This window comes from Dactylosporangium sp. NPDC048998 (assembly GCF_043197855.1).
Lineage (GTDB): Bacteria > Actinomycetota > Actinomycetes > Mycobacteriales > Micromonosporaceae > Dactylosporangium.
This window is the reverse complement of sequence record NZ_JBICTV010000037.1, coordinates 1-25,729: the sequence shown is the minus strand read 5'-3', so window position 1 is coordinate 25,729 and position 25,729 is coordinate 1. Positions and strand designations below refer to the sequence as shown.

Below are 25,729 nucleotides of genomic sequence, written 5' to 3'. Positions count from 1 at the left end.
GGCGGTGGCAGCGGCGGTCGACACCACACAAATTCTGGTGGGGCAGCACCCGCGATTGACGCCGACGACAGGGGAAGGGACGGGATGGCTGAGCTGGCCATTGATGCAGGGTTTCTCCGCCGCTATGCCGGGCTGCCCCGCCCGGTGCAGCGGGCGGTCGACGCGGCGATCCTGAAGTTTGCCGAGCACACCCATGCCGGCTTGCACCTGGAGAAGCTGACCGGTGCACGTGACCCGAAGGTTCGGACCATCAGAGTCTCGGACTTCTGGCGCGGGATCGTGGTGGCGCTCGGCAGTGCCAAGTACCTCCTGCACGACGTGCTGCCGCACGACGACGCCAACGACTACGCGGTGAGCCGGATCTTCTCGGTCAACCAGGTAGTCGGCATCCTCGAGGTCCGCGACCAGGTGGGCATCGAGGAGTTCGCGCGGACACTGCCGGACGCGCCGCCCACCGAGGGACTGTTCGACCAGGCGTCCAACCGCGACCTGGAACGCCTGGGCATCGACCCGGACCTGATTCCGTTGCTGCGGCGGATCAACACGGAGCCGCAAAGGGAAAGCCTGTGCCGGTTGCTACCCGAGATCCAGAGTGATGTCCTGAGTGGACTGGCCTCGGGGATGTCCACGGCGGAGGTCTGGGAGGAGCTGTCAGAACGGATCATCGCAGGAAGGGACTTCGGCGGCGTGGACGCCGACGATCTGGAAGCCGCCGCCCGCCGTACCCCGGACCGGTTCAAGTTCGTCGACGGCCCGGTGGAGCTGGCCGCCATCCTGGCCCGCCCGTTCGACCTCTGGCGTACCTTCCTGCACCCGACCCAACGCGATGTCGCCCACCGCGAGGTCTACAGCGGCCCCGCACTGGTCACCGGCAGCGCCGGCACCGGGAAGACCGTCACCGGCCTGCACCGGGCCGTCTTCCTAGCCGGCCGGCTGCCCGACGACGGCTCGAAAGTGCTGCTCACCACGTTCACCCGCGCGCTGGCCGACGCGCTCGGCAAGCAGCTGTACCGGCTCACCGACGACCCGGCGGTGCGCTCCCGCATCGACGTGGTCAGCATCGACAAACTGGCGTACGAGATCGTCACCCAAAGCCGGAAGCGGGTCACCATCGCCGAGGACGACGTCCAGGACCCGCTGTGGGCCGAGGCCGCCGCGGCCGGGCCGACATATCAGAGTCGGGCCGGCCGGGTGACCAGGTTCAGCGGCGCCTTCCTGCGGCGCGAGTGGGAGCAGGTGGTGCTGGCCCAGCAACTGGCCAGCATGGAGGCGTACCGGGACGCTCAGCGTGGCGGCCGCGGCGAGGGACTGCGGGCGGCGCAGCGCGACCAGGTGTGGGCCGCGATGCACAGCGTCGCCGCCCAGCTGGCCAAGAAGGGCCTGCGCACCCACACCCAGCTCGCCGACGAGGCGGCCGAGATCGTCAGGCGCTCGACCCCGCCGTACCGGCACGTGGTGGTGGACGAGGCGCAGGACCTGCACCCGGCGCAGTGGCGGCTGCTGCGGGCGCTCGTCGCTCCCGGCCCCAACGACATGTTCCTGCTCGCCGACCCGTACCAGCGCATCTACGACAACCACGTGTCGCTGGCCCAACTCGGCATCCAGGTGCGAGGCCGGACCCGACGGCTGACCGTCAACTATCGGACCACCCACGAGATCCTGGACCTGTCGGTGCGGGTCCTCAATGGCGACTCGGTCCTCGGTCTCGACGATCAGGACGACACCCTCCGCGGGTACCGCTCGGTCACCCACGGCGGCACACCCGAGGTGAACGCCCACACCGACCGGGACGGCGAGCTCGACGCGCTGGTCGAGCGCGTCGGCACCTGGCTCGAACAGCGCGTCGAGCCGCACGCGATCGGCGTCGCCGCGCGCACCGGAAATCTGGTCAAGACCATCAGCCGGACATTGAGCGAGGCCCACATCGACGTGGCGGACGACCGGCGCGGCATCGACGGGGTGCGGGTGACCACCATGCACCGGATGAAGGGCCTGGAGTTCCAGTGCCTGGCCGTGTTCGGGCTGGACGCCGGGACGCTGCCCGCACCGAACGCGGTCACCTCGGCGGCCGAGGACCCGCACAGCCACCGGCAGGACCTGCAGCGCGAGCGCTGCCTGCTGTTCGTCGCGCTGACCCGAGCCCGCGACGTGCTCTACCTGTCGCACACCGGCGCGCCCAGCACGCTCCTGCCGGCGGTGACGCCATGAGTACCGCTGCGGTGGGCGCCGGGCCGCCGCTGGGCGAGGCGGCACGATCCGTCTGGGGCAAGACCGACCGCACGGGCACGTCGCCGGTGGGCTGGCTGCCGCTGTGGCGCCATCTCGCCGACGCCGCCGACGTCGCCGGGCGGCTCTGGGACGGCTGGCTCAGCCCGGCGGTGCGCCGGCGGGTCGCCGACGAGTTGCCCGGCGGCGACGCCGACGGCCGGGCGCTCGCGGTCTGGCTGGCCGGGGTGCACGACATCGGCAAGGCGACCCCCGCCTTCGCCGTTCAGGCCCTCGCGCTCGCGGGGCGGATGCGCGACCGCGGCCTCGGGTACCACCTGGGCCAGATCAACGCGGACCGCCGCCGCGCGCCGCACGCCACTGCGGGCCACGTCGTGCTCGCCGACTGGCTGCGGCAGCAGGGCTGGGAGGACCCGGATCCGTACGCCGTCGTGGTCGGGGGACACCATGGCGTGCCGCCCACCGACGAGCAGCTCAAGGGTGTGATGGCGCGCCGGCACCTGCTCGGCGACGCCGCGTGGGAGGAGGTCCAGCGGGAGCTGCTGACCTGGATGACCGAGCGGTCCGGGGCCAGCGACCGGCTCGCCGAATGGCGGGACGCGCCGCTGTCGCAGCCGGTCCAGGCGGCCCTCACCGGCCTGGTCATCGTCGCGGACTGGATCGCCAGCGCCGAGGAGTTCTTTCCGTACATCTTGGACAGTGCCGACGCCGACCGGCTGCGCGCCGGCTGGGAGCGATTGAACCTGCCGATGCCCTGGCTGCCGGCCACCCCACCGTCCGATGTGGACGGACTGTTTGCCGCGCGGTTCGACTTGCCGGCCGGCGCGACACCGCGCCCGGTGCAGTGCACCGTCGCCGAGCTGGCCGAGACCATGCCGGCGCCGGGCATGATGATCGTCGAGGCCGCCATGGGCGAGGGCAAGACCGAGGCCGCGCTGGCCGCGGTGGAGATCCTTGCCAGGCGTACCAACGCGTCCGGCTGCTACCTCGCGCTGCCCACCCGGGCCACCAGCGACGCCATGTTCGGCCGGATGCTGTCCTGGCTTCGCCGGCTGCCTGACGCCCAGGTCGGCCGCGGCGACCGCGACGTGCGGCTCGCGCACGGCAAGGCGGCGCTCAACCCCGAGTACGACAAGCTCCGGTTCACCTCGCTGCCCAGCGGCATCGCCCAGGACGCCGGCGGCGCCGACATCGGCGTCCACGACTGGCTGGCCGGCCGCAAACGCACCCTGCTGTCCAGCTTCGTGGTGGGCACCATCGACCAGCTGCTGTTCGCCGCGCTGCGCAGCAAGCACCTCGCGTTGCGCCATCTCGGCCTCGCCGGCAAGGTCGTGGTCATCGACGAGGCCCACGCGTACGACGTGTTCATGAGCAGTTTCCTGGACCGGGCCCTCGAATGGCTCGGCGGCTACGGCGTGCCGGTCGTGGTGCTCTCCGCGACGCTGCCCGCGCACCGTCGTGCCAAACTCATGGAGGCGTACGACCGGGGCCGGCTCGGGCCGCCGCCCCCACTCACCTGGCGCGACCGGGGCAAGTCGAGGCCCGACCCCTACGCCGCCCTCCGCACCGACCTGCGGTACCCGCTGGTGACCGTATCCGGCGAAGGGCGCGGCGCCACCGCGACCAGCTGCGCCGACTCGGGCCGCGGCGTCGACGTGCGGCTGCGCCGGCTGGACGACGACCTGGCGACGCTGGCCGACCTGCTCCGCGAACAGCTGTCCGACGGGGGCTGCGCGCTGGTGGTCCGCAACACCGTGGCGCGGGTACAGGAAACGGCCGCGGCCCTGCGCGCCGCGCTCGGTGCCGACATTCCGGTGTCGGTGGCGCACTCCCGGTTCATGGCCGTCGACCGGGCCGCGAAGGACCGCTGGCTGCGGGAGACGTTCGGACCGCCCGGCAGCGCCGACCGTCCGCACCGGCACGTCGTCGTGGCCAGCCAGGTGGCCGAGCAGTCGCTCGACATCGACTTCGACCTGCTCGTCACCGACCTCGCCCCGGTAGACCTGGTCCTGCAGCGCATCGGCCGCCTGCACCGGCATCCGCGCGCCGACCGCCCGGCCCGGCTCGCCGCGGCGAGCTGCTGGCTCACCGGGGCCGGCTGGAACGAGGAGCCGCCGCAGCCGGTGCCGGGCTCACGCCGGGTGTACCAGACCTCCACGCTGCTGCGGGCCGCCGCGGTACTGCTGCCGCACCTGGACGGCGAGCCGCTGCGGCTGCCGGCCGACATCGCGCCACTCACCCAGGCCGCCTACGGCGACGCACCGGTCGGCCCGCCGTCCTGGCAGCCGGCGATGGCCGAAGCGGAGGTACGGCGGCAGGACGAGCAGGCTACCAAGGAACAGCAGGCAGACGGATTCCGGCTGGCCGCCCTGGGCGAACGCGGTTCATCGCTGATCGGGTGGCTCTCCGGCGGCGTCGGCGACACGGACGACCGCGCGGCGCAGGGTCACGTCCGCGACACCGACGCCGAGTCGCTGGAGGTGCTGCTCCTCGTGCGAACCCCGGACGGACTCGTCGTACCGCCGTGGATCGACGGGGGTGGAGTCCCTGTCCCGACCGCCAGCGAACCCCGCTGGCCGCTGCCGCGGCAGATCGCGCGCTGCACGCTACCGCTGCCGCGGACGATGACCGCCCCCGAGGTGATCGACGACGTCATCGCGGACCTGGAGGGCCGGATCGAGCTGGCGGCATGGCAGAGCAGCCACTGGCTGGCCGGCGAGCTCGTCCTCGACATCGACGGCGATGGGCACGCCACCGTGGCCGGCTTCGACCTGCACTACGACCAGGACGAGGGTCTGCGCGTCACTCGCGCCGCCTGAGTCCACCTCGATCGCAAAGGAGGTGATGCCGTGACCGGCTCACCACACGAAGACGGGTTCTCGCTCGTGGATGAGGCGTGGATTCCGGTGTTGGACGGCGCGGGGCAGCGGCGCGAGGTTTCGCTGCTCGGCCTGTTCGAGCAGGCCGGCGAGCTGCGCATGATTGCGTGCGAGCTGCCCACGCAGACATTCGCGATCCTGCGACTGGCGCTCGCGGTCCTGCACCGCGCCGCCGGCGGGCCGCTCGGCGAGGCTGCATGGCGGGACCTGTGGCGGGACCGCCGGCTGCCACTGACCGATCTCGCCGACTACCTGGACGCGTTCCGCGACCGGTTCGACCTGCTCCACCCGAAGCACCCGTTCTACCAGGTCGCCGACCTGCGCGCCGACAAGGACAACACCTACGGGCTGGAACGGCTGATCGCCGACGTGCCCAACGGCATGCCGTTCCTGACCACCCGCGCCGGGCCGGGCATGGAATCGATCTCGCCGGCCGAGGCGGCCTGGTGGCTGGTGCACTGCCAGGCGTACGACTCCTCCGGCATCAAGACCGGCGCGATCGGTGATCCCCGGGTCAAGAACGGCAAGGGATATCCCCAAGGGGTCGCCTCGGTCGGCGCGCTGGGCGGCGTCTACCTGGAGGGCGCAAACCTGCGGCAGACGCTGCTGCTCAACCTCATACCCGTCGCGCCCGACTGGCAGCGCGCCGACGAGCGCGACCTGCCGGCATGGGAACGGGAACCGCAGAGCGCCGTCCAGGAGACGGACGCCACCCGCGGGCCGTACGGCCTGCTGAGCCTCTACACCTGGCAGTCGCGGCGGATCCGGCTCTTCGGCGACCGGGACGGCATCACCGGCGCCATGATCGCCTACGGCGACCAGCTCGACTGGCAGGACCGGCACCTGCTGGAGCCGATGAGCGTCTGGGGCCGCAGCGGTCCGAGGGAGAAGGAGCAGAAGCGGACCCCGGTGTACCTCCCCAGGCCCCACGACCACACGCGGGCGCTGTGGCGCGGCCTGCAGACGCTGCTGCCGCCACCGCCGTCCGGCAACGAACCGGCGCAGCGGCTCTCGCCCCTGGTGCTGCGGTGGCTGGCCCGGCTGACGCGCACCGGGGCCGTCGGGCAGGACCTCCAGGTGCGTCCGCACGCCGTCAGCGTCACCTACGGCACCCAGCAGGCGGTCGTCGACGAGGTCTTCGGCGATGCGCTGACGATGAACGTGCTGGTGCTGGTCGAGGGGTCTCCCCAACGTACCGCCGCCGTGGATGCCGCCGCCGACGCGGAGGCCGCGGTCCGGGTCCTGGGCCGGCTCGCCACCAACCTCGTCCGCGCCGCAGGCGGCGATCCTGGCGGCGCGGCGGAACGCGCGGCCGAACGGGGATACGCCGAGCTGGACCGCGAGTTCCGGGACTGGCTGGCCGACCTGCGTCCGGACAGTGACCTGGCTGCCGAGCGCACGGCGTGGCAGCGCGCGGCGTGGCGGACCGTCAGACAGCTCGGCGAGGAGTTGGTCGAGGCCGCTGGGCCGAAAGCCTGGGTTGGGCGCCTGATCGACGAGAAGAACGGCAAGCAGGTCCATTACTCCAGCTACCAGGCCGAGGCATGGTTCCGGACCGGACTGGCCAAGGCGTTGCCGCTGGCCTTCGAGCACACGGAGCAGACCCAGGAGGTACCACAATGACCACGGTCGCGACGGATCGGGCGCGCAAGGCACCGGCACGCCGCCGGGAGAAGCTGGGCGATCATGTCGCCCGGATCGTCGGCGCCCTGCAGGCGCAGGTGCTGCGTGACCCGCCCCGGCCCGAGGCGGTGAGCGCGCTGGCCCGGCTGCGGCGCGGCATCGGCCGCGCCCCCGGCTTCGACTACACACTGGAGACCTACCTGTGGGTCCCGGACGGCCTGCTGAGTCGCCGGCCGGCCGATAAAGCCGACGACGCCGAGTACGCGGTGCACGATGCGGTCACCCTCTACGCGCTGCACCAGCAGTCCCGCCAGGAGCCGATGCACGTCGACGGCCACGGTATGGGCCGGGCCCTGGCCCGCCTGGTGCATGCCTCCGACGGGCCGGACGGGGTGCGCCGGCGCTTCGCCGCGCTCGGCACCGCCAGCACCTACGCCGAAGGCATCTACCACCTGCGCAGCCTCGTCACCATGCTGCGCGAGCACCAGCTCCCCCTCGATTACGGCCTGCTCGCCGACGACCTGCGGCGCCTGCGCCAGCCCGTGAGACGCGCCGACGTGCAAGCCACGTGGGGCCGGGAGTTCTTCCGTAACCGCATCGACGAGTCCACCACCGAGGCCCCAGAGGAGAGCGCCGCATGAACCGCACCATCATCGACGTGTACGTCCTGCAGACCGTGCCGCCGAGCAACCTCAACCGGGACGACACCGGCTCGCCGAAGACCGCCATGTACGGCGGGGTGCGCCGCGCCCGGGTGTCCAGCCAGGCGTGGAAGCGCGCGGTCCGGCTGGCCTTCGCCGACCTGCTGGACGACTCCCAGCTCGGCGAGCGGACCAAGCGGGTAGGCGAGTCGCTCGCCGTCAGGATCAAAGCGCTGGACCCGAGCCTGACCGACGAAGACGCGTCCGCCCTGTCCGCCGACGTGTTCGCCGCGCTGGGCCTGGCCAAGGCCGAGAAGAAGAAGGGCGAGGCCAAGGACGCCGAATCCGGCTACCTGCTGTTCCTCAGCCACCGGCAGCTGGACAACCTCGCGGCCGACGCGCTCGAATCGAAGCGCGCCGGAGCGGCCCTGGACAAGAAGCGGCTCAAGGAACTGGCGAACACCGAGCACTCGGTGGACATCGCCATGTTCGGCCGGATGGTCGCTGATATGGCGGACATCAACGTGGACGCCGCATGCCAGGTCGCGCACGCCATCAGCGTGCACGCGGTCGACAACGAGTTCGACTACTTCACCGCCGTCGACGACCGCAAGGAAGACGCCGCCGAGACCGGCGCGGGCATGATCGGCACCATCGAGTTCAACTCCTCCACCCTGTACCGATACGCCACCGTCAACGTGAACGCGCTCCACGAAACTCTCGGCGACGCGGCCGCCACGCGGGCAGCCGTGGAGGCGTTCCTGGTCGCCTTCGCGCGCAGCGTGCCGACCGGCAAGCAGAACACGTTCGCCCACCGGACCCTGCCCGACGCTGTCGTGGTACGGGTGCGCGACACGCAGCCGATCAACATGGTCGGCGCGTTCGAGACCGCGATTCAGGAGACCGAGTCCGCCGGCCGGGTCAAGCTCGCCGCGGCCGCCCTGGCCGACCACGTGCTCGCGGTGGAGAAGGCATACGGCGAGCGGCCGGTCGGCAGCTGGGTCACCCAGGTCGGCGAGCAGACCGCGGCGCTGGCTGACCTCGGCAAGGCGGTGACGTTCGGCGAGCTCGTCACCGGGGTCGGAGAGCAGGTCACCGCGGCATTGGGCCAGCCGGCATGAGTGTCCTGGTGCTGCAGTTGGCCGCGCCGCTGCAGTCGTGGGGCTCCTCCAGCCGGTTCGCGCGCCGGGGCACCGAGGTCGCGCCGACGAAGAGCGGCGTGATCGGGCTGCTTGCCGCGGCCAAGGGCATCCGCCGCACCGAACCGCTGACGGAACTACTCGGGCTGGAGTTCGGGGTGCGCCTGGACCAGCCCGGACAGATCCTGCGCGACTTTCAGACCGCGCGAACGCTGGACGGGCAGGTCAGCGCCCCCCTGACGTACCGCTTCTACCTGGCCGATGCGGCGTTCCTCGCCGTCATCGGCGGCGACCGGGAACTGCTCACCGGCCTTGCCGAGGCGCTGGAGCGGCCACACTTTCCGCTCTACCTCGGGCGTCGCTCCTGCCCGCCGGCCCGCCCGGTCAGCCTCGGCGTCCACGACGACACCCTCGACGGCGCGCTAGCCTCGTGGCCCTGGATCGCCGCCGAGTGGTACCGAAAACGGGCCTCCCGCTCCGTCCGGCTGGAGATCATCCGGGATGCCCGGCCGGGCGAGCCGACCGCCGAGACCGTGCACGACGAGCCGGTCAGCTTCGACCCCGCGCATCGCCAGCACACCTGGCGGGCGGTGCATCGCGGGCACGTGGACGTCGTCAACGACCTCGCCGAACGTGCTGGTGTCGCCGAGCACGACCCGTTGAGCCTGCTGGGAGGCTGAGCATGTTCCTCACCCGGTTCACGATCGACCCGACCCGCCGTGGGGCGCGGAAGCTCCTCGCCTCGCCACAGGTCATGCACGCCGCGGTCCGGGGCGCCTTCGCCGTACCCGAGGATCACGAACGGCCCGGCGCGCGCACCCTGTGGCGGCTCGACACCACGGCGGCCGGGGCCGTGCAGCTTTATCTCGTCAGCCCGGGCCGGCCCGACCTCGCGCACCTGGTCGACCAGGCCGGCGGGGGCACGGCCGAGGCCTGGACGACCCGCGCGTACGACGGGCTGCTTTCGTCGCTGCGCCCGGGCCAGCGGTGGGCGTTCCGGCTCACCGCGAACCCGACGCACAGCGGCCGCAAGACCCCCGAGTCGAAGGACACGCAACGCTTCGGCCGCCTGCGAGCCGCCGAGCAGGAGCAGTGGCTGGTCGACCGGTCCGCCCGGTGCGGCTTCGCCGTGGCGGCACAGCAGGACGGCCAGCCCAACCTGATGTTGCATCGGCGCCAGACGCTGAGCTTCAAGCGAGGTATGAGTGCGGTCACGCTCACCACGGTGACCTACGACGGGGTGCTGGACGTCACCGACGCGGACGCCTTCCGTCAGGCGTTGACCCTCGGCATCGGGCACGCCAAGGCGTATGGCTGCGGCCTGCTGACCATCGCCCCAGCACACTGAGACCGGGCCGAGCGATGCAGATTCCCGGAGTACCGCCGGCCGAACTCGCCGATCTCACCCGTGCCGAGGACCGGATCAGCTTCCTCTACCTCGAACGCAGCGTCATCCACCGGGACAGCAACGCGCTCACCGCCACCGACGACCGGGGCGTCGTGCACATCCCGGCCGCCTCCGTCGGAGTGCTGCTGCTCGGACCCGGCACCAGCATCACCCACCAAGCCGTCGCCCTGCTCGCCGACCACGGCGCCACCGCCGTCTGGGTCGGCGAGCGGGGCGTTCGCTACTACGCACACGGCCGGTCGTTGGCCGCGTCCAGCCGGTTGCTCATCGCCCAGGCGGCTGCGGTCAGTCACCGCGGCCGTCGGCTGGCCGTGGCCCGCACCATGTATGCGATGCGATTCCCGGGCGAGGACACCGCCAACCTCACCATGCAGCAGCTCCGTGGCAAGGAGGGCGCCCGGGTCCGTCGCGCCTACCGGGAGCACGCTATCCGGACCGGGGTCGCCTGGGACCAGCGCCAGTACGATCGGAACGACTTCGGGTCCGGCGACCTCATCAACCAGGCGTTGTCGGCCGCGCATGCCTGCCTGTACGGGATCGTCCACGCCGTCATCGTCGCGCTCGGCGCGGCCCCCGGGCTAGGCTTCGTCCACACTGGACACGAACGCGCCTTCGTGTACGACATCGCAGACCTCTACAAGGCCGAGATAACCATTCCGGTCGCATTCGATGTGGTGGCCGGCGGCTCCAGCGACATCAGCGCGGACACCCGCCGAGCGGTCCGCGACCGAGTCCACGACGGCGCCATCCTCACCCGATCCGTCCGCGACATCCGAACGCTGCTGCTCCAGCCACAGCCCACCGGTGAAATCGACGAAGAGGACTCCCTGGGCCTGTGGGACGACAACGGCTTCGAGGTGCCCGCGGGGCGTAACTATGCCGGCGGAGAGGACATCGACTTCTGATGACGGTCATCATCCTCACCGCCTGCCCGCCCGGGCTACGCGGCCACCTCACCCAGTGGCTGCTGGAAATCTCCGCCGGGGTGTACGTTGGGCATGTCAACGCACGGATACGGGGCCGGTTGTGGGCACGGGTGGTCGACATGGCCGGACCAGGCCGCGCACTGATGGTATTTCAGGTCAACGGCGAGCAGCGACTCTCCTTCAAGGTACACGACCACCACTGGACGCCGATCGACCTGGACGGGATAACGCTGATGCGCCGCCCCAGCGAACCCGTCTTCAACGCGGCAATGCCAACCGGCTGGAGCAAAGCAGCACGCCGCCGCCGATTTGGTCACCGCACCCGCCCCGCCTCGCCCACCTCCGACAGCAAGTGAACAAAAATCGGGATCTGGATCTTCATCGCCCCAGGTAAACAAGTGTGCTCCCCGCGCACGCGGGGATGGTCCCGTCCAGCCGCAATCCTCCCGGGCACCAGCCCCGTGCTCCCCGCGCACGCGGGGATGGTCCCACGAGCAGAACGTGCAGGTGCGGGTGCCAGCCGTGCTCCCCGCGCACGCGGGGATGGTCCGGCGTGCTGATCGCAGCTCACGAGGCCAACGACGTGCTCCCCGCGCACGCGGGGATGGTCCTCTGCGCAAGCCGACCCGGGCTGAGAAGGCGATGTGCTCCCCGCGCACGCGGGGATGGTCCCCGCCTGGGCGGAGTGGGCGCCAGGCGCCGACCGTGCTCCCCGCGCACGCGGGGATGGTCCCTACAACAGCGCCGTGAAGTCAGCGGTGACCGCGTGCTCCCCGCGCACGCGGGGATGGTCCGTTAGCCGTAGCCTCCTCCGGCTGTTCCCACTCCGTGCTCCCCGCGCACGCGGGGATGGTCCTTCCCCATCGGAGGAACCGTCATCCAGCCGGACGTGCTCCCCGCGCACGCGGGGATGGTCCAGACGACCGGACTCTCCGGCGGGCACTTCTTGCAGTGCTCCCCGCGCACGCGGGGATGGTCCCCTTGATCCGGGCCTTGAGGCGGTCGACGTGCGTGTGCTCCCCGCGCACGCGGGGATGGTCCCGATCTGCAAACCAAGTACCTCGATTGGCACGGGTGCTCCCCGCGCACGCGGGGATGGTCCGGAGCACGAGCGGCGGCGGGCGATGCAGGGGCAGTGCTCCCCGCGCACGCGGGGATGGTCCGTCTCACGCCTAATCGGAAAGGGGGAAACCCCCGTGCTCCCCGCGCACGCGGGGATGGTCCGCTGTCGCCCGTGATGGTCTCGGTGTGGTACAGGTGCTCCCCGCGCACGCGGGGATGGTCCCGGAAGCCGTACGCGGGCACCTCGATGAGTGCCGTGCTCCCCGCGCACGCGGGGATGGTCCTCAGAGTCCCCCGATCACAGACGCGTGCGGCTCGTGCTCCCCGCGCACGCGGGGATGGTCCGGCGACTCGAGAGGCGCTGAAAACCCCGCGGGGGTGCTCCCCGCGCACGCGGGGATGGTCCCGGACCGGCGACACGGCCGGGGCACGCCGGGCAGTGCTCCCCGCGCACGCGGGGATGGTCCCTCATCGCGTGCCCCGCGGATGCGCAGCCAATCGTGCTCCCCGCGCACGCGGGGATGGTCCCTCAGCAGCACGCCCACGCCGATACCCAGGTGAGTGCTCCCCGCGCACGCGGGGATGGTCCCCTCACCCGTCGAGCATTATTCAGGAAAGGGATGTGCTCCCCGCGCACGCGGGGATGGTCCGGCGATGAGGCGGATGCACGTCCGGGCGTGGAAGTGCTCCCCGCGCACGCGGGGATGGTCCGTACCGGGCGCATTGCTATGCTGTCAGCATGACGTGCTCCCCGCGCACGCGGGGATGGTCCGCGGGTGTGGCAGCACCGGATGGCGCAGGCGTAGTGCTCCCCGCGCACGCGGGGATGGTCCCAAGTCCCCCTGACGCACCGGAATCCGGTTCAAGTGCTCCCCGCGCACGCGGGGATGGTCCCTGGTGCAGGCTGAGGCCACGGAGACCGATCTCGTGCTCCCCGCGCACGCGGGGATGGTCCGCGGATGCGAGCCCTGGTCGACGAGACCGGGCTGTGCTCCCCGTGCACGCGGGGATGGTCCGTCGCGGATCGCCGAGATCCGGCGCGCGGGTGCGTGCTCCCCGCGCACGCGGGGATGGTCCGTTCCCGGCCGCGTCGTAGACCTGGATGCCCAGGTGCTCCCCGCGCACGCGGGGATGGTCCCCGACGAGGAGGTGTACGCACACCTCGCCGATGGTGCTCCCCGCGCACGCGGGGATGGTCCTACCGCGAACAATTCGGCATCACGGAAGACGGAGTGCTCCCCGCGCACGCGGGGATGGTCCCGACAGTCGGTTCCGGATGCCGTTGGTGAAGTTGTGCTCCCCGCGCACGCGGGGATGGTCCGCTGGACGAGGCTTCGCTGACCGCGATGAAGGAGTGCTCCCCGCGCACGCGGGGATGGTCCGCTGCGCCTGGCGCGGGCCCGCTACGACGACCTGTACTCCCCGCGCACGCGGGGATGGTCCTGCGAATGCGTCGGGCAGATAGGTCTCTAGCGCGTGCTCCCCGCGCACGCGGGGATGGTCCCCGTACGACACGCGGACCGACCACACACCAACAGTGCTCCCCGCGCACGCGGGGATGGTCCGGTGGTGGCTGCGTCGCGCGAGGAGTGGGAGGGGTGCTCCCCGCGCACGCGGGGATGGTCCCGCAATGCGCGCGACCGTCCTCGCTGCGCTGGCGTGCTCCCCGCGCACGCGGAGATGGTCCGGTCTTCGTCCGTCTGGTCGACCGCGGCCTGTCGTGCTCGCCGCGCACGCGGGGATGGTCCGGCGCTTGTCCAGCACCGGCGCGGCCAGGGGGTTGTGCTCCCCGCGCACGCGGGGATGGTCCGTTGCTGGCTTTGACCTCGGACGACGTCCTCGTGTGCTCCCCGCGCACGCGGGGATGGTCCCAGCGCAAGCTCGCGCACGAACACACCCAGGCCGTGCTCCCCGCGCACGCGGGGATGGTCCCGCGTACCGCGCCACCGTGTTGTGGAACGCGAGCGTGCTCCCCGCGCACGCGGGATGGTCCCCGGCGTCGTGGCGGTACCAGCGGCGTTCGCGGGTGTTCCCCGCGCACGCGGGGATGGTCCATCGCATGGTGCGGCGGCTCTTGTCAACGGCGGCTGAAATTTGGATCTGGCCCACTTTGGTTGATTGAAGTTGGTCCCTCGGATGGGTCAGCTGGCGAGGAGGACGAGCTTGCGGAGGAGGTCGAGCTTGGCGCGGCCGAACAGCTTCCGCTTGATCATCTTGATGCGGTTGACCTGGCCTTCGACAGCTCCTGAGCTGTGGGCCAGGGTGAGGCCGTTGCGGACGGCGTCGTAGTCGCGTTTGAGGCCGTTGGCGTAGGAATGCAGGTCGGGCAGGTCATCGGCCTCGACCGCGGCGATCCACGCGTCGAGGCGGTCGCCGTGCCGGCCGGTGAGCATATCCCCGAACGCGGCGACGTGGGCGGCGAGCGCGTCAAGGTGGGGGCAGCGTCTGCGGATCTGGTGGAACTTGTCCTGCTCGTCGGGGTTGAGGTCGGTGAACCGGCGCAGTATCCAGTTGGTGATGTGCCGGACTTTCGGTGGCCGGGCCGCTGGCGGCGGGCTGCCGGCGGTGGTGCGGAACGGGCGTAGGTAGCCGCGCAGGGTGGCGTAGCTGCCGCGGTAGCCGAGGGCTTTGACCTCGGCGAACAGCTGCGTCGCGGAGGTGCAGCCCTCACTCCAGCGGCGGTGCAGGTGATCAGCGAACGCGTCCAGGATGCTGGGACGGCTCCCCACCTGGGCGGTGACCAGCAGTTCAGCGACGCTGCCAGCGCGGGCGAACCGGCGGACCGTCTCCCGGGCCAGGCCAAGCTCACGCATGATCGCCTTGATCCCCATACCCTGGCCGCGCAGGGCTTGGACCTGCTCGAAGCGTTGCCGGGTTCGTTCGGCCAGCCGGCCGGACTGGGCCCGCTGCTCGGCGGCGTCAGCGGCGAGGCGGCCCAGGTCGGGCAGCGGGACTGACCCAGCACCTTCGGGCTCGACAGGCTCGACGGGCTCGACAGGCTCGGCCAGGCAGTCGTAGTGGCGGCGCACGGCCTGTTCGGCGTGTTCGGCCAGGTTCTGCCACAAGTGGAAGCGGTCGGCGACCTGGATCGCCTGCGGTGCTCCGGTGCGGGCGCCCTCGGCGTACGCGCCAGCGCGGTCGCGGCAGATCACGGCCACCTCGGGATGTGCCTGCAACCAGGCGGCGAGGGTGTCGGCTTCCCGGTCGGGCAGCACGTCGATCGGCTGGTGGGTGTCCAGGTCGATGAGCACCGTGCCGTAGACGTGCCCGCGGCGGATCGCGAAATCGTCGACGCCGAGGACCCGTACCGGTGCCGGCGGTGGGTCCGGCAGCCGGCGGACCAGCCGCAGGATCGTGTTGCGGCTGGTCGGTAGCCCGAACCGGGCCGCCAACCGCACCCCGGCCCGGCCAGCGAGGGCCAGCCCGATGCCTTCCAGCGCGCCGCGCAGGCCGCCGCTGCGCCGGGCGTGCGGCTCGGTCAGGCCCTTGACCTGCTCGGCGAACCGCCGGACCGGGCAGGCGTCGTCTCGGCAGACGAACACCCGAACCCGCAGCACGAGCACCACTTGCCGCTCACCCACCGCCAGATCGGCGACCCGGCGTTGGTAACGGCGGTGCACACGCGCACTGCGCCCGCCGCACCCGGGACAGGACGCCTGGTCCGTCTTCGGGTAGGCCCAGATCCGCAGCTCAACCGCGCTGTGCTCGACCCGCTCGACCGTCACGCCGGCCAGTTGCGGCAACAGCATCTCAAGGCATCGATCATCGCACCGGCAGAACAGTACACAGTGGACAATCAGCGATCCATGAAGGGATCACCTTCAATCAACCAAAGTGGGCCAGATCCATTTTTCACGCGTCGCCGACAGCTCTCGAAGACTCGCCGCTGCACGGGCTGCGGCGTCTGGCAACACCAGACGCTCGGCGCCCTTGCGACGCAGGGTCCCCGCCCCAGCCCCTCACCGGGTGCTCGTCGGCGTCCGGTGGGGCGGACACCCGGAGCGCCATCGGGAGCCAGGTGCCGGCGGCGACAGCCGCGAGGACTCCACCTGCACGTGACGGCGGCGCTACACGCAGGGGCAGTGGCCTGACACAGGCTTTCATAGGATCTCAGAGACGCTTCGCGAGGAAGTCACTCGGTGGTTTCCTTCGCCCGGTTAGCGTGCGTTCATGGTCCGCCGTCAGTCCGTGCTGGCGATCGCGCTGGCCAGTGCCGCGCTCGCCACCCTGCTGCTGCAACTCGTCGCGCTGCCCCTCCTGCTGCTCCCGGTCGATGCGCGCTGGGCCTGGCTGCTCGTGCCGATCGCGCTCACCACCGTCCCGCTGTGGTCGCTCATCCACGAAGGTATCCACGGTGCCCTGCTGCGCGACCGGCGCTGGAACGACCGGCTCGGCCGCCTGCTCGCGGTCGGCTACGGCGGGCCGTTCACCCTGCTCAAGGCCGGGCACCTGCTGCACCACCGATACAGCCGCACCCAGCGCGAGCGTACCGAGGTCTACGACCCGGCCCGCACCTCGTGGCTGGCCGCGGCGCGCTCGTACTACCCGCGGCTGCTCGGCGGCCTGTACCTCGCGGAGCTCGCCTCGGTGGTGCTGGTCCTGCTCCCCCAGGCCGGCTGGCGGATGCTGGTGCGCAAGACCGACTCGCTGGACTCGGTCAGCGGGCTGCTGTTCGACCGGGTCTCCCGCCGCGACAACCTGCGCCGGTTCCGGCTCGAGGGGGTGGCGGTCATCGTGGTGTACACCGGATCCTCCATCGCCTACGGCCGCCACGCGTGGCTGCTGTGGAGCGCGGTCGGCGCCCGGGCCCTGATCGTGTCGCTGGCCGACAACGCGTACCACTACCGCACCCGGCTGGAGCGCCCGCTCGACGCGATGAACCTGCGCCTGCCGCGGCCGCTGGAGTACTTCGTGCTGGCCTTCAACCTGCACAACGTGCACCACCGCCACCCCGGCCTGCGCTGGCACGAGCTGCGCGCCGCGTTCACCGCCGACCGCGACGAGTTTCATCTCGGCTGGTTCACCGCGGTCGCGCGGCAGTTCCAGGGTCCGGTGCCAGCCACGGCCGACGACGTGCGCCCGCTGCCGGACGCCGATACGGTGCCACGGTGGACAGCGGAGATGTCGGGCGCGCCCTCGGCGAGTCACTGAGGCTGCTTGCCGGGCCCGCCGGGGCGGCCTGGGATCCGGGCGCCAGCGTCGTGTCCCGCCAGCCGCCGGAGGGCCGAGACGACGACCCGCGCATCGGCGGCGCGTGGGCGGCCCGGGCCGGCGGGCTGGACTGGACGTGCCTGGACACCGCCGCGCACATCGCGCACGACCTGACCGCGTACGCGATGCAGCTCGCCGGTCGCGAGGACACGGAGTACCTGCCGCTGGACCTGTCCGTCCGGCCGGACACGCATCCACGCACGATGCTGCGCATCGTGGCCGCCTGCGCCCAGCTGCTGCGCCTCGAACTGGACGCCGCCGGCGCGCAAGCGCGCGCGTGGCACTGGGGCCCGACCGACCCGGCCGGGTTCGCCGCCCTGGCCGTCGACGAGATCCTGGTACACACCTGGGACATCGCGCAGGGCCTGGGCCTGGCCTGGACCCCGCCCGCGGATCTCTCGGCCGCCGTGCTGTCCCGGCTGTTCCACCACGTGCCCCTCGATGCCGGCCCGGACCCGGGCCGCACCCTGCTGTGGGCGACCGGGCGCGTCGAGCTGCCGGGCCACCCGCGCCGCGAGTCGTGGACGGTCCGGGCGGCCCTCGAAGCGCCACCCGGCGCGTGACGGTGTTCAGCCCGCGGCGGCGCGCAGCCGCGCGAACCGCCGGGCCGCCACGGCCGCGCGAACCGCCGGGCCGCCACGGCCGCGTGAGACGCGCGGCGCTCGCCGCGCCCGCGAACAGCAGCGGCCAGCCGGCGGCGTCGGCCAGCAACCCGGAGACGAGCAGGTGGGCGTCGCCGGCCGGGCGCGGGAGAGCCGAGCCGAGAGGCGGTCGGCACGCACCGCACTTATCAGGGCTTTTCAGGCATGTCCGAAATTTCTAATAAATCCAGATTCATCGGACTTGTCGCCATGTTCGACGACTCGGCGATGAGGTTCACGAGCTGGTCGATGACGCCCGGTGCCAGGTGGTGGGACATGCCGGCGATCTCGACGTGCCGGGCGCCCGGGATCGCCGCGGCCGTGGCCCGGCCGCCGCTGGGGTGCACCATCCGGTCGACGTCGCCGTGGACGACGAGCGTCGGCGCGGTGATGCGCCGCAGTGCCGCGGTCCGGTCGCCGGACGCCTGGATGGCGCCGATCTGCCGCGCGACGCCGGCGTGCCGGGCCAGGCCGCCGCCCCGGTCCCACGCGCCGGTGGCCCAGGCGCGTTCGACCGCCTCGTCGTACGGGTAGGCGCGCGAGCCGATGTGGTCGAGCATCGACAGGTGCCGGGCCACCCACTGCTCGCGCGTGCGGGCGGGGCCGCGGGCCATCCGCAGCAAAGTCGAGCGGGCGGGCTGCCCGACCCGCCGCTCGCCGGTGGTGGAGAAGATCGACGTGAGCGTGGCGATCCGGTCCGGGTGTGCGGCCGCGAGGGACTGGGCGATCATCCCGCCCATCGACATGCCGGCCACGTGGGCGCGGCCGATGCCGAGGTGGTCGAGGACGCCGAGGGCGTCGCCGGCCATGTCCTCCAGCGTGTACGCGCCGCGCGGCGGCCGGGCGGCCAGCTGGCGCAGCAGGCCCGGCGGACGGGCGCGCACCCGCGTGGAGCGGCCGGCGTCGCGGTTGTCGAACCGGACCACCCGGAACCCGCGCCCCAGCAGGCCGTCGAGCAGGGGCCGCGGCCACGACGTCAGGTCGAGGCCGAGGCCGGCGATCAGCAGCAGCGGTACGGCCGAGTCGTCCCCCTCCGCGCGGTAACACACGCGGATGCCGCCCGGCAGGTCGCAGAAGCCGTCGTCCATGGACTCCGTCATGCCGCAACCGTCGCACGGCTCGAGCTGAGGCGCAGCTGCGGGTCGGCGATCGCCCCGCGGCGCAGCAGCTTCACGTCGGAGTGGTAGCTCATCGAGGTCAGCCACGGCGCGCGGTCGCCCTGGCGGGGCAGTTCGCCGATGGCGCGCTTGATGTAGCCGGCGTCGAAGTCCAGGAACGGCCGGGTCGGCATGCCCGGGTCGGCCGGCTCGGGGCGGCACACGTCGTAGCCGCGCTCGTCCATGTGGGACAGCAGGCGGCAGAAGTACTCGCACAGCAGCCCGACCTTGAGCGTCCACGACGAGTTGGTGTAGCCGATCGCGTACGCGAGGTTGGGCACCCCGGACAGCATGACGCCCTTGTAGGCGATGGTGTCGGGCAGGTGGACCGGCGCGCCGTCGACGGTGAGCGCGACGCCCCCGAACGCCTGCACGTTGAGGCCGGTGGCGGTCACGATGATGTCGGCCGGCAGCTCCTGGCCCGATTCCAGCAGTACACCCGTCTCGGTGAAGGTGGCGATGCGGCCGGTGGCCACGGACGCGGTGCCGGCCCGGATGGCCCGGAACAGGTCGCCGTCGGGCACGAAGCACAGCCGCTGGTCCCAGGGGTCGTACGGCGGGTTGAAGTGCTCGTCGACCGGATAGCCCGCGGGCAGCGCCCGGGCGTTGGCCCACCGGATGAGCCGGCGCGCCGCCCGCGGGTGCCGGCGGCAGAACCGCCACACGGCCCGCTGCCGGGCGATGTTCAGCCGGCGCGCGGTCGTGTGCGCGCGCCGCTCGCCGATCAGCGGGCGCAGCCGGGCCGCCAGCGTGTCCCGGGACGGCACCGACAGGACGTAGGTCGGAGTGCGCTGCAGCATCGTCACGTGCGCGGCGGTGCGCGCCATCGCCGGCAGCATGGTGACCGCGGTGGCGCCGCTGCCGATGACGACCACGCGCTTGCCGGCGTGATCGAGGTCCTCCGGCCACTCCTGCGGGTGCACGACGGGCCCGCGGAAGCGCTCGCGGCCCTCGAAGCGCGGGGTGAAGCCCTCGTCGTAGCGGTAGTACCCGCCGGCGCAGAACAGCCAGGTGCAGGTCAGCGCGGTCCGCTCGCCGGTGTCGGCGCGCTCGACCTCCAGCCGCCAGCGCGCGTCGGGCGACGACCACGAGGCGGCGACGACCCGGTGGTGGTAGCGCACCGCCCGGTCGATGCCGTGCTCGGTCGCGGTTTCGCGGAGGTACCGCAGGATCGCCGGACCCTCGGCGATCGAGCGCTCGTCGCGCCAGGGCCGGAATTCGTACCCGAACGTGTGCAGGTCGGAGTCGGAGCGCACGCCGGGGTAGCGGAACAGGTCCCACGTGCCGCCGCTGGCCCCGCGGGCCTCGAGGATGGCGTAGCGGCGGTGCGGGTGGGATCGCCGCAGGTAGTACGCGGCGCCGATGCCGGAGAGCCCGGCGCCGACGATGACGACGTCGAGGTGTTCGACCTCGGGCATTGGCACCTCCAGGTGGCAGGCGTCGGGTGCTCGTGGCAGCGTCTTTCAGCGTCTCGGTTCGGCGGCCCCGGACCAAGGGCGAAACGCACCAGGTTCACCCTTTCGCAGGTGCAAATTGTCACTACCCTGGGGCGGTGATGTGGGAGCCGCCGTCGCCGCGCATGCGCGAGCTCATCCGCGCGGGCGCCGAGATCGCCCTCAACCCGCCGCCGGAGTGGCTGGCCGAGCTCGACGAAGCGACCCTGGCCGGCGCGAACATGCAGGCGATCGCCGCCGATCCGGTGCTGGCGGCCGGGACCCGCCGCACCAACCGGTCCAATTTGCTGTTCTGGGCCGCGGCCAACGTCCGCGAGCCCGGCGTACGGGTCCCGGCGAACCTCGGCGAGGCGCCCCTGGCCGTCGCCCGCGACCTCGTCCGGCGCGGCCTCGACGAGTCGGCGCTGGACGCGTACCGCATCGGCCAGGGCGTCGCGCTGCGCCTGTGGCTGCGCGTCGCGTTCAGCCTGACCGACGACCCGGAGGAGCTGCGCGAGCTGGTCGAGGCCTCGTGCCGGTCGATCTCCACGTTCATCGACGACACCGTCGCGGCGATCTCGGCCCAGATGCGCGCCGAACGGGCCGAGCTGCTGCGCGGCACGCACGCCGAGCGCCGGGAGGTGGTGGCGCTGCTGCTGGACGGCGCGCCGATCGGGCGGCAGCACGCGGAGGCCCGCCTCGGGTACCGCCTCGGCCGCACCCACACCGCGGCCGTGATCTGGAGCGACGACCCGGCGCAGGACCTGGGCGAGCTGGACCGGGCCGCCGACGCCCTGGCCGCGGCCGCGGACGAGCCCCGCCCGCTGACCGTCATCGCCAGCGCCGCCACCCGCTGGGTCTGGGTCCACGGCCGCCCGGACACCGCCCGGCTGCGCCCCGCCCCCGGCGTGCGGATCGCGATCGGCTCCACCGCCGGCGACCTCGACGGCTTCCGCCGCAGCCACCTCGACGCGATCACCACCCAGCGGATGCTGGCCCGGCTGTCCTCGACCCAGCAGGTGGCCACCCACGGGGAGGTTGAGCTGGTCGCGCTCGTCACCCAGGACCGCCAGCGCGCCGACGAGTTCGTCAACCGCACCCTCGGCGAGTTGCGCACCGCCCCGCCGGAGCTCGCCGATGCGGTACGCGCCTTCCTGGCCGAGCAGGGCAACGCCACCCGCGCCGCCGCCCGCCTGTTCACGCACCGCAACACGCTGCTGCGCCGCCTGGCCCGGGCCGACGCCCTGCTCCCCCGCCCGCTGTCGGACAACAGCCTGCACGTCGGCGTCGCCCTCGAGGTCCTCCAGTGGAGCGGCCGCCCCTGACCGACGCCGTCGCGGTCAGCCCGTGCGTTCGAACTGGTGTTCGAGTATCGTGATGGAGTCTTCGATCGTTGCCTGAGAGGGGGTGGTGACGATGACCGAGGATGACCCGGCCGGCTTCGCGGTGCGGCTCGACTGGCCCGCGCCGGACCACGGCACCGGGGCAGGGGCGGTGCACGAGTTCACGCAGTTCACGACGAGCCTGGGGCGGGCACTGCGCAGAGCGGAGAGCGCCCGGCGGTTCTGGGCGCCGGGGCCGCTGCGCCCCCTCGCCGTCACGGTCGTGCCGATCGGGCGGGCCGAGTTCCAGGCCCACGCGAGGCAGTGCGGGTCGCCACGGTGCCCGACCACGGCGCCACTGCTGGGGATGGACCCGGCCGGCACGGATCCACTCACAGTGCCGCGGTAGACCGTCGCGGCGCCGCGGGGCTCTGGGTGCGAACGCCGGCGGCGCGCTACAGCGACACGTCGCGGGCGAGGTCGAAGCCGGGGCCGGCGTGACCCGGGTGCGGGTGGGCGATGTCCGCGTCGAGGTCGAACGGGGCGTCCTGCGCGTCCTCGGCGAGCTCGTCCTCCATCTCGTCGTCGATCGCGCCGAAGTCGGTGGCGCCGGCGAAGTCGGCGGTGTCGGCGTGCAGGGGCTCGGTGCGGTGCGACGCGACCGCGGACAGGTCGACGGCCGGGGTGGTCGCCTCGTCGGTGCTCATCCAACGATCGTCCGAGATCGACCGCCCGCGCACAACCGAACAACAGATGAACCCGGGCGCTTGACGTGTGGACGTTTTTCGATAAGTCTGATGGCCAGAGAGCGCTCTCTCAGTCCTATCGCGACGCCCCCGCCAGGAGCCGTCCAATGCTCTCTCGCATGCTCTCCCGAAGACTCAAGACCGCCATCGCCGCCCTGCTGCTCGCCGCCGCCTACGCCGTCGTAGCGCCGGCGGCGGCGCACGCGGCCGGGGCCCTGCTGTCGCAGGGCAAGACCACCACCGCCTCGTCGGCGGAGAACGGCGGCACCGTCGCCGCCAACGCCACCGACGGCAACACCGGCACCCGCTGGTCCAGCGCGTTCAGCGACCCGCAGTGGCTGCAGGTCGACCTCGGCGCCACCAGCACCGTCGACCAGGTCACGCTGGTCTGGGAGACCGCCTACGCCACCTCGTTCCAGGTGCAGATCTCCGCCGACGCGGCGAACTGGACCACGATCTACAGCACCACCACCGGCGCCGGGGGCACGCAGACGCTCGCCGTCGCCGGCACCGGGCGCTACGTGCGCATGCTGGGCCTGGTCCGGGCCACGCAGTGGGGCTACTCGCTGTGGGAGTTCCAGGTGTACGGCACCCAGGGCACCAACCCGCCGCCGTCCGGGACGCCGATCTCGCGGTACAAGAACGTGACCGCCTCCTCGTGGGAGGGCGGCAACGTGCCCGGCAACGCGCTCGACGGCAACGCCGGCACGCGCTGGAGCAGCCTGTTCAGCGACCCGCAGTGGATCCGCGTCGACCTCGGGGCCACCGCGAGCATCACGCAGGTGCGGCTGCAGTGGGAGGCCGCCTACGGCACCGGCTTCCGGATCGAGACCTCCCCCGACGACAGCGCCTGGACCACCGTGTACTCCACGACCACCGGCACGGGCGGCACCCAGACGCTCAACGTGACCGGCACCGGGCGGTACGTCCGGCTCTACGGCACGGCCCGGGCCACCGGCTACGGCTACTCGCTGTGGGAGTTCGAGGTCTACGGCACGATCGACTCGACGTCGACCAGCCCGCCGCTGCTGTCCGGGCCGACGAAGGCGCCGGCCACCACCGGGCAGTTCGCGCTGAGCGCGCCCGCGGACGGCGCGATGGTGACCAGCACCCGCCGGCCCACGTTCACCTGGGCAGCGGTCGCCGGGGCCACGAAGTACCAGCTGTGGCTCAACGTCAGCCGTACCGACTACGACTTCACCCAGCCGGGCAACCTCATCGACCTCTACACCAAGGTCGCCGAGCCGACCGGCACAAGCTACACGCCGGCGTGGGACATCCCGGACCGGTGGACCTACAAGTGGTACGTCCAGGCGGTCACCGGCTCGGGCACCACCACGTCGAACATCAGAAAGTTCTCGGTGTACCTGCCCAACGTCGAGACCGTCGCCGACGGCGTCAACCTCATCGGCGGGGCGCGGGACCTGAACAAGAACGGCACGATCGAGCCGTACGAGGACTGGCGGCAGCCGATCGAGACCCGGGTCAACGACCTGCTCGGGCGCATGACGCTCGAGGAGAAGGCGTACCAGATGTTCTACAATGCCCAGGTCTACGCGCAGTCGGGGTGGCACTTCGGCCCGGCCGAGGCCCAGGACCTCGACACGATCCTGCGGGGCGCCTCCGGGACGCGGCTCGGCATTCCGCCGATCTCCGCCGGTGACACGATCCACGGGTACAAGACCACCTATCCGACGCAGAGCGCGCTCGCGGCGGCGAAGGACTACCCGCTGGACTACAAGCTCGGCGACATGCAGCGCCGCGAGCAGCTCGAGGTCGGCACGCGCGGCGTGCTCGGGCCGCTGGCGGAGGTGGGCACGAAGGTGCTGTACCCGCGCATCCAGGAGGGCAACGGGGAGAACGCCGACGTCGCCGCGGCGCAGGTGCGGGCGCTCGTCGCCGGCCTGCAGGGCGGCCCGGAGCTCAACCCCGCCTCGGTGCTCGCCACGGTCAAGCACTGGCCCGGCGAGGGCGCCGGCGGCGAGGCGCTGATCACCTACGACGCGGTGACCATCAAGTACCACATGATCCCGTTCCGGGCCGCGATGGAGGCCGGCGCCGTCAACATCATGCCCGGCTACGCCGGATCGTCGTACCTCGATCCGGGCGGCCCCGGCGCCGGCGACTCCGCCAAGATCCTCGCGTACCTGCGGCAGAACCTCGGGTACACCGGCCTGATCACCACCGACTGGCTGCCGTCGACGTCGTGGATCGGCGCCGCCAACGCCGGCTCCGACGTGATGGGCGGCGCGGACCCGGGCGCCGCCGGGTTCTCCATCGCCCAGTTCACCGCGGGTGTACCGCAGGCGCGCATCGACGACGCCGTCCGGCGCATCCTGCGGCTGAAGTTCACCCTCGGCATCTTCGACAACCCGTACGGCGACCCGGTCAACGGCCCGACCCGGTTCCACCAGCCGGCGTACACGGCCCTGGCCAACCAGGCCTCCCGCGAGGCGCTCACGCTGCTGAAGAACACCGGCGGGAAGCTGCCGATCCGGCTCAACGCCGGCGACAACATCGTCGTGGCCGGCGCCCGCGCGGCCGACCCGCTCGCGTGCTGCATCTGGACGTCGTACTTCCACCAGGAGTACGGCTCGCTGGACATCCTCGACGCGATCAAGAAACGGGCGGCGACGGCGGGCGTCAACGTGTACCAGGACACGGGACCGGCGCCGAAGCTGGCCGTCGTCGCGGTCGGTGAGCCCTCCTACACGCACGCCACGGCGTGGGTGAAGGAGCAGCCGTACCTGCCCGCCGACCAGCTCGCGATCATCCAGAACTTCCAGCGGCAGGGCATCCCGGTCGTGGTCGTGCTGGTCATGCCGCGGCCGTACGTCATCACCGAGTGGAACGACCTCGCCTCCGCCATCCTGGTCACCTACCGGGGCGGCGAGGAGATGGGCCCGGCCGTGGCGAGCGCGCTCTTCGGCGACTTCACGCCGTCGGGCCACCTGCCGTGGCAGCTGCCGAGGGCCCTGACCGACGTGCTGCGGGCCGGCGGCACGGACACGCTCGCCGACGCCACGGAGAGCTGGGACCTGCCGTACGACCTGGGCGCCACCGCGGCACAGCGGGCCGACATCCGGGCGAAGATCGACGCCGGCCAGCCCGTGCCGACGAACTACGGCAACCCGCTCTACCCGTACGGAGCCGGCCTGACCAACTGGTGATCCCGTCGGAGCTCGTCCCGGGGGGGGGGGGGGGCCCCCCCCCGCCCCCCCCCCCCCCCCCCCCGGGGGGGCCCCCCCCCCCACCCCCCGGGGGGGGGGACATAAACCCGGGGTTACCCCTCCGAAAACACCCCCCCCCCCCCGC

Annotated in this window: 18 protein-coding genes and 1 CRISPR repeat array; of the genes, 14 read left to right on the top strand and 4 right to left on the bottom strand. The window is 72.2% G+C overall.

Annotated features, from left to right (window positions below; genetic code table 11):
• Positions 1–84 precede the first annotated feature (84 nt).
• Genes ACGFI8_RS41385 through cas2e form a run of 9 tightly spaced genes read left to right on the top strand, consistent with a single transcriptional unit; the run spans position 85 to position 11,198 of the window.
• Positions 85–2,208: a UvrD-helicase domain-containing protein gene (locus ACGFI8_RS41385; RefSeq protein WP_392813121.1), complete on the top strand. Its 2,124-nt coding sequence runs from the start codon at positions 85–87 to the stop codon at positions 2,206–2,208.
• Complete coding sequence (cas3, locus tag ACGFI8_RS41380) at positions 2,205–5,045, top strand: CRISPR-associated helicase Cas3' (RefSeq protein ID WP_392813119.1); 2,841 nt, start codon at positions 2,205–2,207, stop codon at positions 5,043–5,045. The genes ACGFI8_RS41385 and cas3 overlap by 4 nt, the downstream gene beginning before the upstream one ends.
• Positions 5,046–5,075: 30 nt before the next feature.
• Complete coding sequence (casA, locus tag ACGFI8_RS41375) at positions 5,076–6,728, top strand: type I-E CRISPR-associated protein Cse1/CasA (RefSeq protein WP_392813118.1); 1,653 nt, start codon at positions 5,076–5,078, stop codon at positions 6,726–6,728.
• On the top strand, positions 6,725–7,369 hold the full coding sequence (gene casB / locus ACGFI8_RS41370; RefSeq protein WP_392813117.1) for a type I-E CRISPR-associated protein Cse2/CasB: 645 nt from the start codon (positions 6,725–6,727) through the stop codon (positions 7,367–7,369). Before casA ends, casB begins: the two co-directional genes overlap by 4 nt.
• Complete coding sequence (gene cas7e / locus ACGFI8_RS41365; RefSeq protein WP_392813115.1) at positions 7,366–8,490, top strand: type I-E CRISPR-associated protein Cas7/Cse4/CasC; 1,125 nt, start codon at positions 7,366–7,368, stop codon at positions 8,488–8,490. The genes casB and cas7e overlap by 4 nt, the downstream gene beginning before the upstream one ends.
• Positions 8,487–9,188, top strand: a complete 702-nt coding sequence (gene cas5e, locus ACGFI8_RS41360; RefSeq protein WP_392813114.1) for a type I-E CRISPR-associated protein Cas5/CasD — start codon at positions 8,487–8,489, stop codon at positions 9,186–9,188. The genes cas7e and cas5e overlap by 4 nt, the downstream gene beginning before the upstream one ends.
• A 2-nt stretch (positions 9,189–9,190) precedes the next feature.
• Complete coding sequence (gene cas6e, locus ACGFI8_RS41355; RefSeq protein ID WP_392813112.1) at positions 9,191–9,856, top strand: type I-E CRISPR-associated protein Cas6/Cse3/CasE; 666 nt, start codon at positions 9,191–9,193, stop codon at positions 9,854–9,856.
• 14 nt (positions 9,857–9,870) lie between these two features.
• A complete protein-coding gene (gene cas1e / locus ACGFI8_RS41350; protein ID WP_392813110.1) occupies positions 9,871–10,821 on the top strand; it encodes a type I-E CRISPR-associated endonuclease Cas1e in 951 nt (316 codons plus the stop codon).
• Positions 10,821–11,198 carry a type I-E CRISPR-associated endoribonuclease Cas2e gene (cas2e, locus tag ACGFI8_RS41345; RefSeq protein ID WP_392813108.1) on the top strand — a complete coding sequence of 126 codons (378 nt, stop codon included), beginning with the start codon at positions 10,821–10,823 and terminating at the stop codon, positions 11,196–11,198. The genes cas1e and cas2e overlap by 1 nt, the downstream gene beginning before the upstream one ends.
• Positions 11,199–11,242: 44 nt before the next feature.
• Positions 11,243–13,958: direct repeats of the CRISPR family, unit length 24 nt; unit sequence TCCCCGCGCACGCGGGGATGGTCC.
• Positions 13,959–14,045: 87 nt separating this feature from the next.
• Here the strand turns inward: cas2e and ACGFI8_RS41340 are convergent.
• On the bottom strand, positions 14,046–15,653 hold the full coding sequence (locus ACGFI8_RS41340; protein WP_392813107.1) for an ISL3 family transposase: 1,608 nt from the start codon (positions 15,651–15,653) through the stop codon (positions 14,046–14,048).
• A 421-nt stretch (positions 15,654–16,074) separates the two neighbouring features.
• Here ACGFI8_RS41340 and ACGFI8_RS41335 point away from each other — a divergent pair, with 421 nt between their 5' ends.
• Together ACGFI8_RS41335 and ACGFI8_RS41330 are read left to right on the top strand one after the other, a co-directional pair.
• Positions 16,075–17,055 (top strand): fatty acid desaturase family protein, encoded by a 981-nt coding sequence (locus ACGFI8_RS41335; protein ID WP_392813105.1) that lies wholly within the window; start codon positions 16,075–16,077, stop codon positions 17,053–17,055.
• A complete protein-coding gene (locus ACGFI8_RS41330) occupies positions 17,013–17,678 on the top strand; it encodes a maleylpyruvate isomerase N-terminal domain-containing protein (protein ID WP_392813104.1) in 666 nt (221 codons plus the stop codon). The genes ACGFI8_RS41335 and ACGFI8_RS41330 overlap by 43 nt, the downstream gene beginning before the upstream one ends.
• Before the next feature lie 227 nt (positions 17,679–17,905).
• Here the strand turns inward: ACGFI8_RS41330 and ACGFI8_RS41325 are convergent, their stop codons facing one another.
• Together ACGFI8_RS41325 and ACGFI8_RS41320 are read right to left on the bottom strand one after the other, a co-directional pair.
• Positions 17,906–18,856 carry an alpha/beta fold hydrolase gene (locus tag ACGFI8_RS41325; RefSeq protein WP_392813103.1) on the bottom strand — a complete coding sequence of 317 codons (951 nt, stop codon included), beginning with the start codon at positions 18,854–18,856 and terminating at the stop codon, positions 17,906–17,908.
• Positions 18,853–20,331 (bottom strand): flavin-containing monooxygenase, encoded by a 1,479-nt coding sequence (locus ACGFI8_RS41320; RefSeq protein ID WP_392813102.1) that lies wholly within the window; start codon positions 20,329–20,331, stop codon positions 18,853–18,855. Before ACGFI8_RS41320 ends, ACGFI8_RS41325 begins: the two co-directional genes overlap by 4 nt.
• Before the next feature lie 137 nt (positions 20,332–20,468).
• Here ACGFI8_RS41320 and ACGFI8_RS41315 point away from each other — a divergent pair, with 137 nt between their 5' ends.
• Complete coding sequence (locus ACGFI8_RS41315; RefSeq protein WP_392813175.1) at positions 20,469–21,671, top strand: PucR family transcriptional regulator; 1,203 nt, start codon at positions 20,469–20,471, stop codon at positions 21,669–21,671.
• Between the two features lie 91 nt (positions 21,672–21,762).
• Positions 21,763–22,077, top strand: coding sequence for a hypothetical protein (locus ACGFI8_RS41310; protein WP_392813100.1), 315 nt, complete (start codon positions 21,763–21,765; stop codon positions 22,075–22,077).
• 46 nt (positions 22,078–22,123) lie between these two features.
• Here ACGFI8_RS41310 and ACGFI8_RS41305 read toward each other — a convergent pair whose 3' ends face one another.
• Positions 22,124–22,375: a hypothetical protein gene (locus tag ACGFI8_RS41305; protein WP_392813099.1), complete on the bottom strand. Its 252-nt coding sequence runs from the start codon at positions 22,373–22,375 to the stop codon at positions 22,124–22,126.
• Positions 22,376–22,533: 158 nt separating this feature from the next.
• On the opposite strand from ACGFI8_RS41305, the gene ACGFI8_RS41300 reads away from it, so the two are divergent.
• Positions 22,534–25,584: a discoidin domain-containing protein gene (locus tag ACGFI8_RS41300; RefSeq protein ID WP_392813097.1), complete on the top strand. Its 3,051-nt coding sequence runs from the start codon at positions 22,534–22,536 to the stop codon at positions 25,582–25,584.
• The last annotated feature ends 145 nt before the right edge of the window (positions 25,585–25,729 follow it).

Excerpts from the sequence above, each read along its gene's own strand:
- ACGFI8_RS41385 (WP_392813121.1), top strand. The coding sequence starts at position 85 with ATGGCTGAGCTGGCCATTGATGCAGGGTTTCTCCGCCGCTATGCCGGG.
- cas3 (WP_392813119.1), top strand. The coding sequence starts at position 2,205 with ATGAGTACCGCTGCGGTGGGCGCCGGGCCGCCGCTGGGCGAGGCGGCA.
- casB (WP_392813117.1), top strand. The coding sequence starts at position 6,725 with ATGACCACGGTCGCGACGGATCGGGCGCGCAAGGCACCGGCACGCCGC.
- cas7e (WP_392813115.1), top strand. The coding sequence starts at position 7,366 with ATGAACCGCACCATCATCGACGTGTACGTCCTGCAGACCGTGCCGCCG.
- cas5e (WP_392813114.1), top strand. The coding sequence starts at position 8,487 with ATGAGTGTCCTGGTGCTGCAGTTGGCCGCGCCGCTGCAGTCGTGGGGC.
- cas6e (WP_392813112.1), top strand. The coding sequence starts at position 9,191 with ATGTTCCTCACCCGGTTCACGATCGACCCGACCCGCCGTGGGGCGCGG.
- cas1e (WP_392813110.1), top strand. The coding sequence starts at position 9,871 with ATGCAGATTCCCGGAGTACCGCCGGCCGAACTCGCCGATCTCACCCGT.
- cas2e (WP_392813108.1), top strand. The coding sequence starts at position 10,821 with ATGACGGTCATCATCCTCACCGCCTGCCCGCCCGGGCTACGCGGCCAC.
- ACGFI8_RS41340 (WP_392813107.1), bottom strand. The coding sequence starts at position 15,653 with ATGCTGTTGCCGCAACTGGCCGGCGTGACGGTCGAGCGGGTCGAGCAC.
- ACGFI8_RS41335 (WP_392813105.1), top strand. The coding sequence starts at position 16,075 with ATGGTCCGCCGTCAGTCCGTGCTGGCGATCGCGCTGGCCAGTGCCGCG.
- ACGFI8_RS41325 (WP_392813103.1), bottom strand. The coding sequence starts at position 18,856 with ATGACGGAGTCCATGGACGACGGCTTCTGCGACCTGCCGGGCGGCATC.
- ACGFI8_RS41320 (WP_392813102.1), bottom strand. The coding sequence starts at position 20,331 with ATGCCCGAGGTCGAACACCTCGACGTCGTCATCGTCGGCGCCGGGCTC.
- ACGFI8_RS41315 (WP_392813175.1), top strand. The coding sequence starts at position 20,469 with ATGTGGGAGCCGCCGTCGCCGCGCATGCGCGAGCTCATCCGCGCGGGC.
- ACGFI8_RS41310 (WP_392813100.1), top strand. The coding sequence starts at position 21,763 with ATGACCGAGGATGACCCGGCCGGCTTCGCGGTGCGGCTCGACTGGCCC.
- ACGFI8_RS41305 (WP_392813099.1), bottom strand. The coding sequence starts at position 22,375 with ATGAGCACCGACGAGGCGACCACCCCGGCCGTCGACCTGTCCGCGGTC.
- ACGFI8_RS41300 (WP_392813097.1), top strand. The coding sequence starts at position 22,534 with ATGCTCTCCCGAAGACTCAAGACCGCCATCGCCGCCCTGCTGCTCGCC.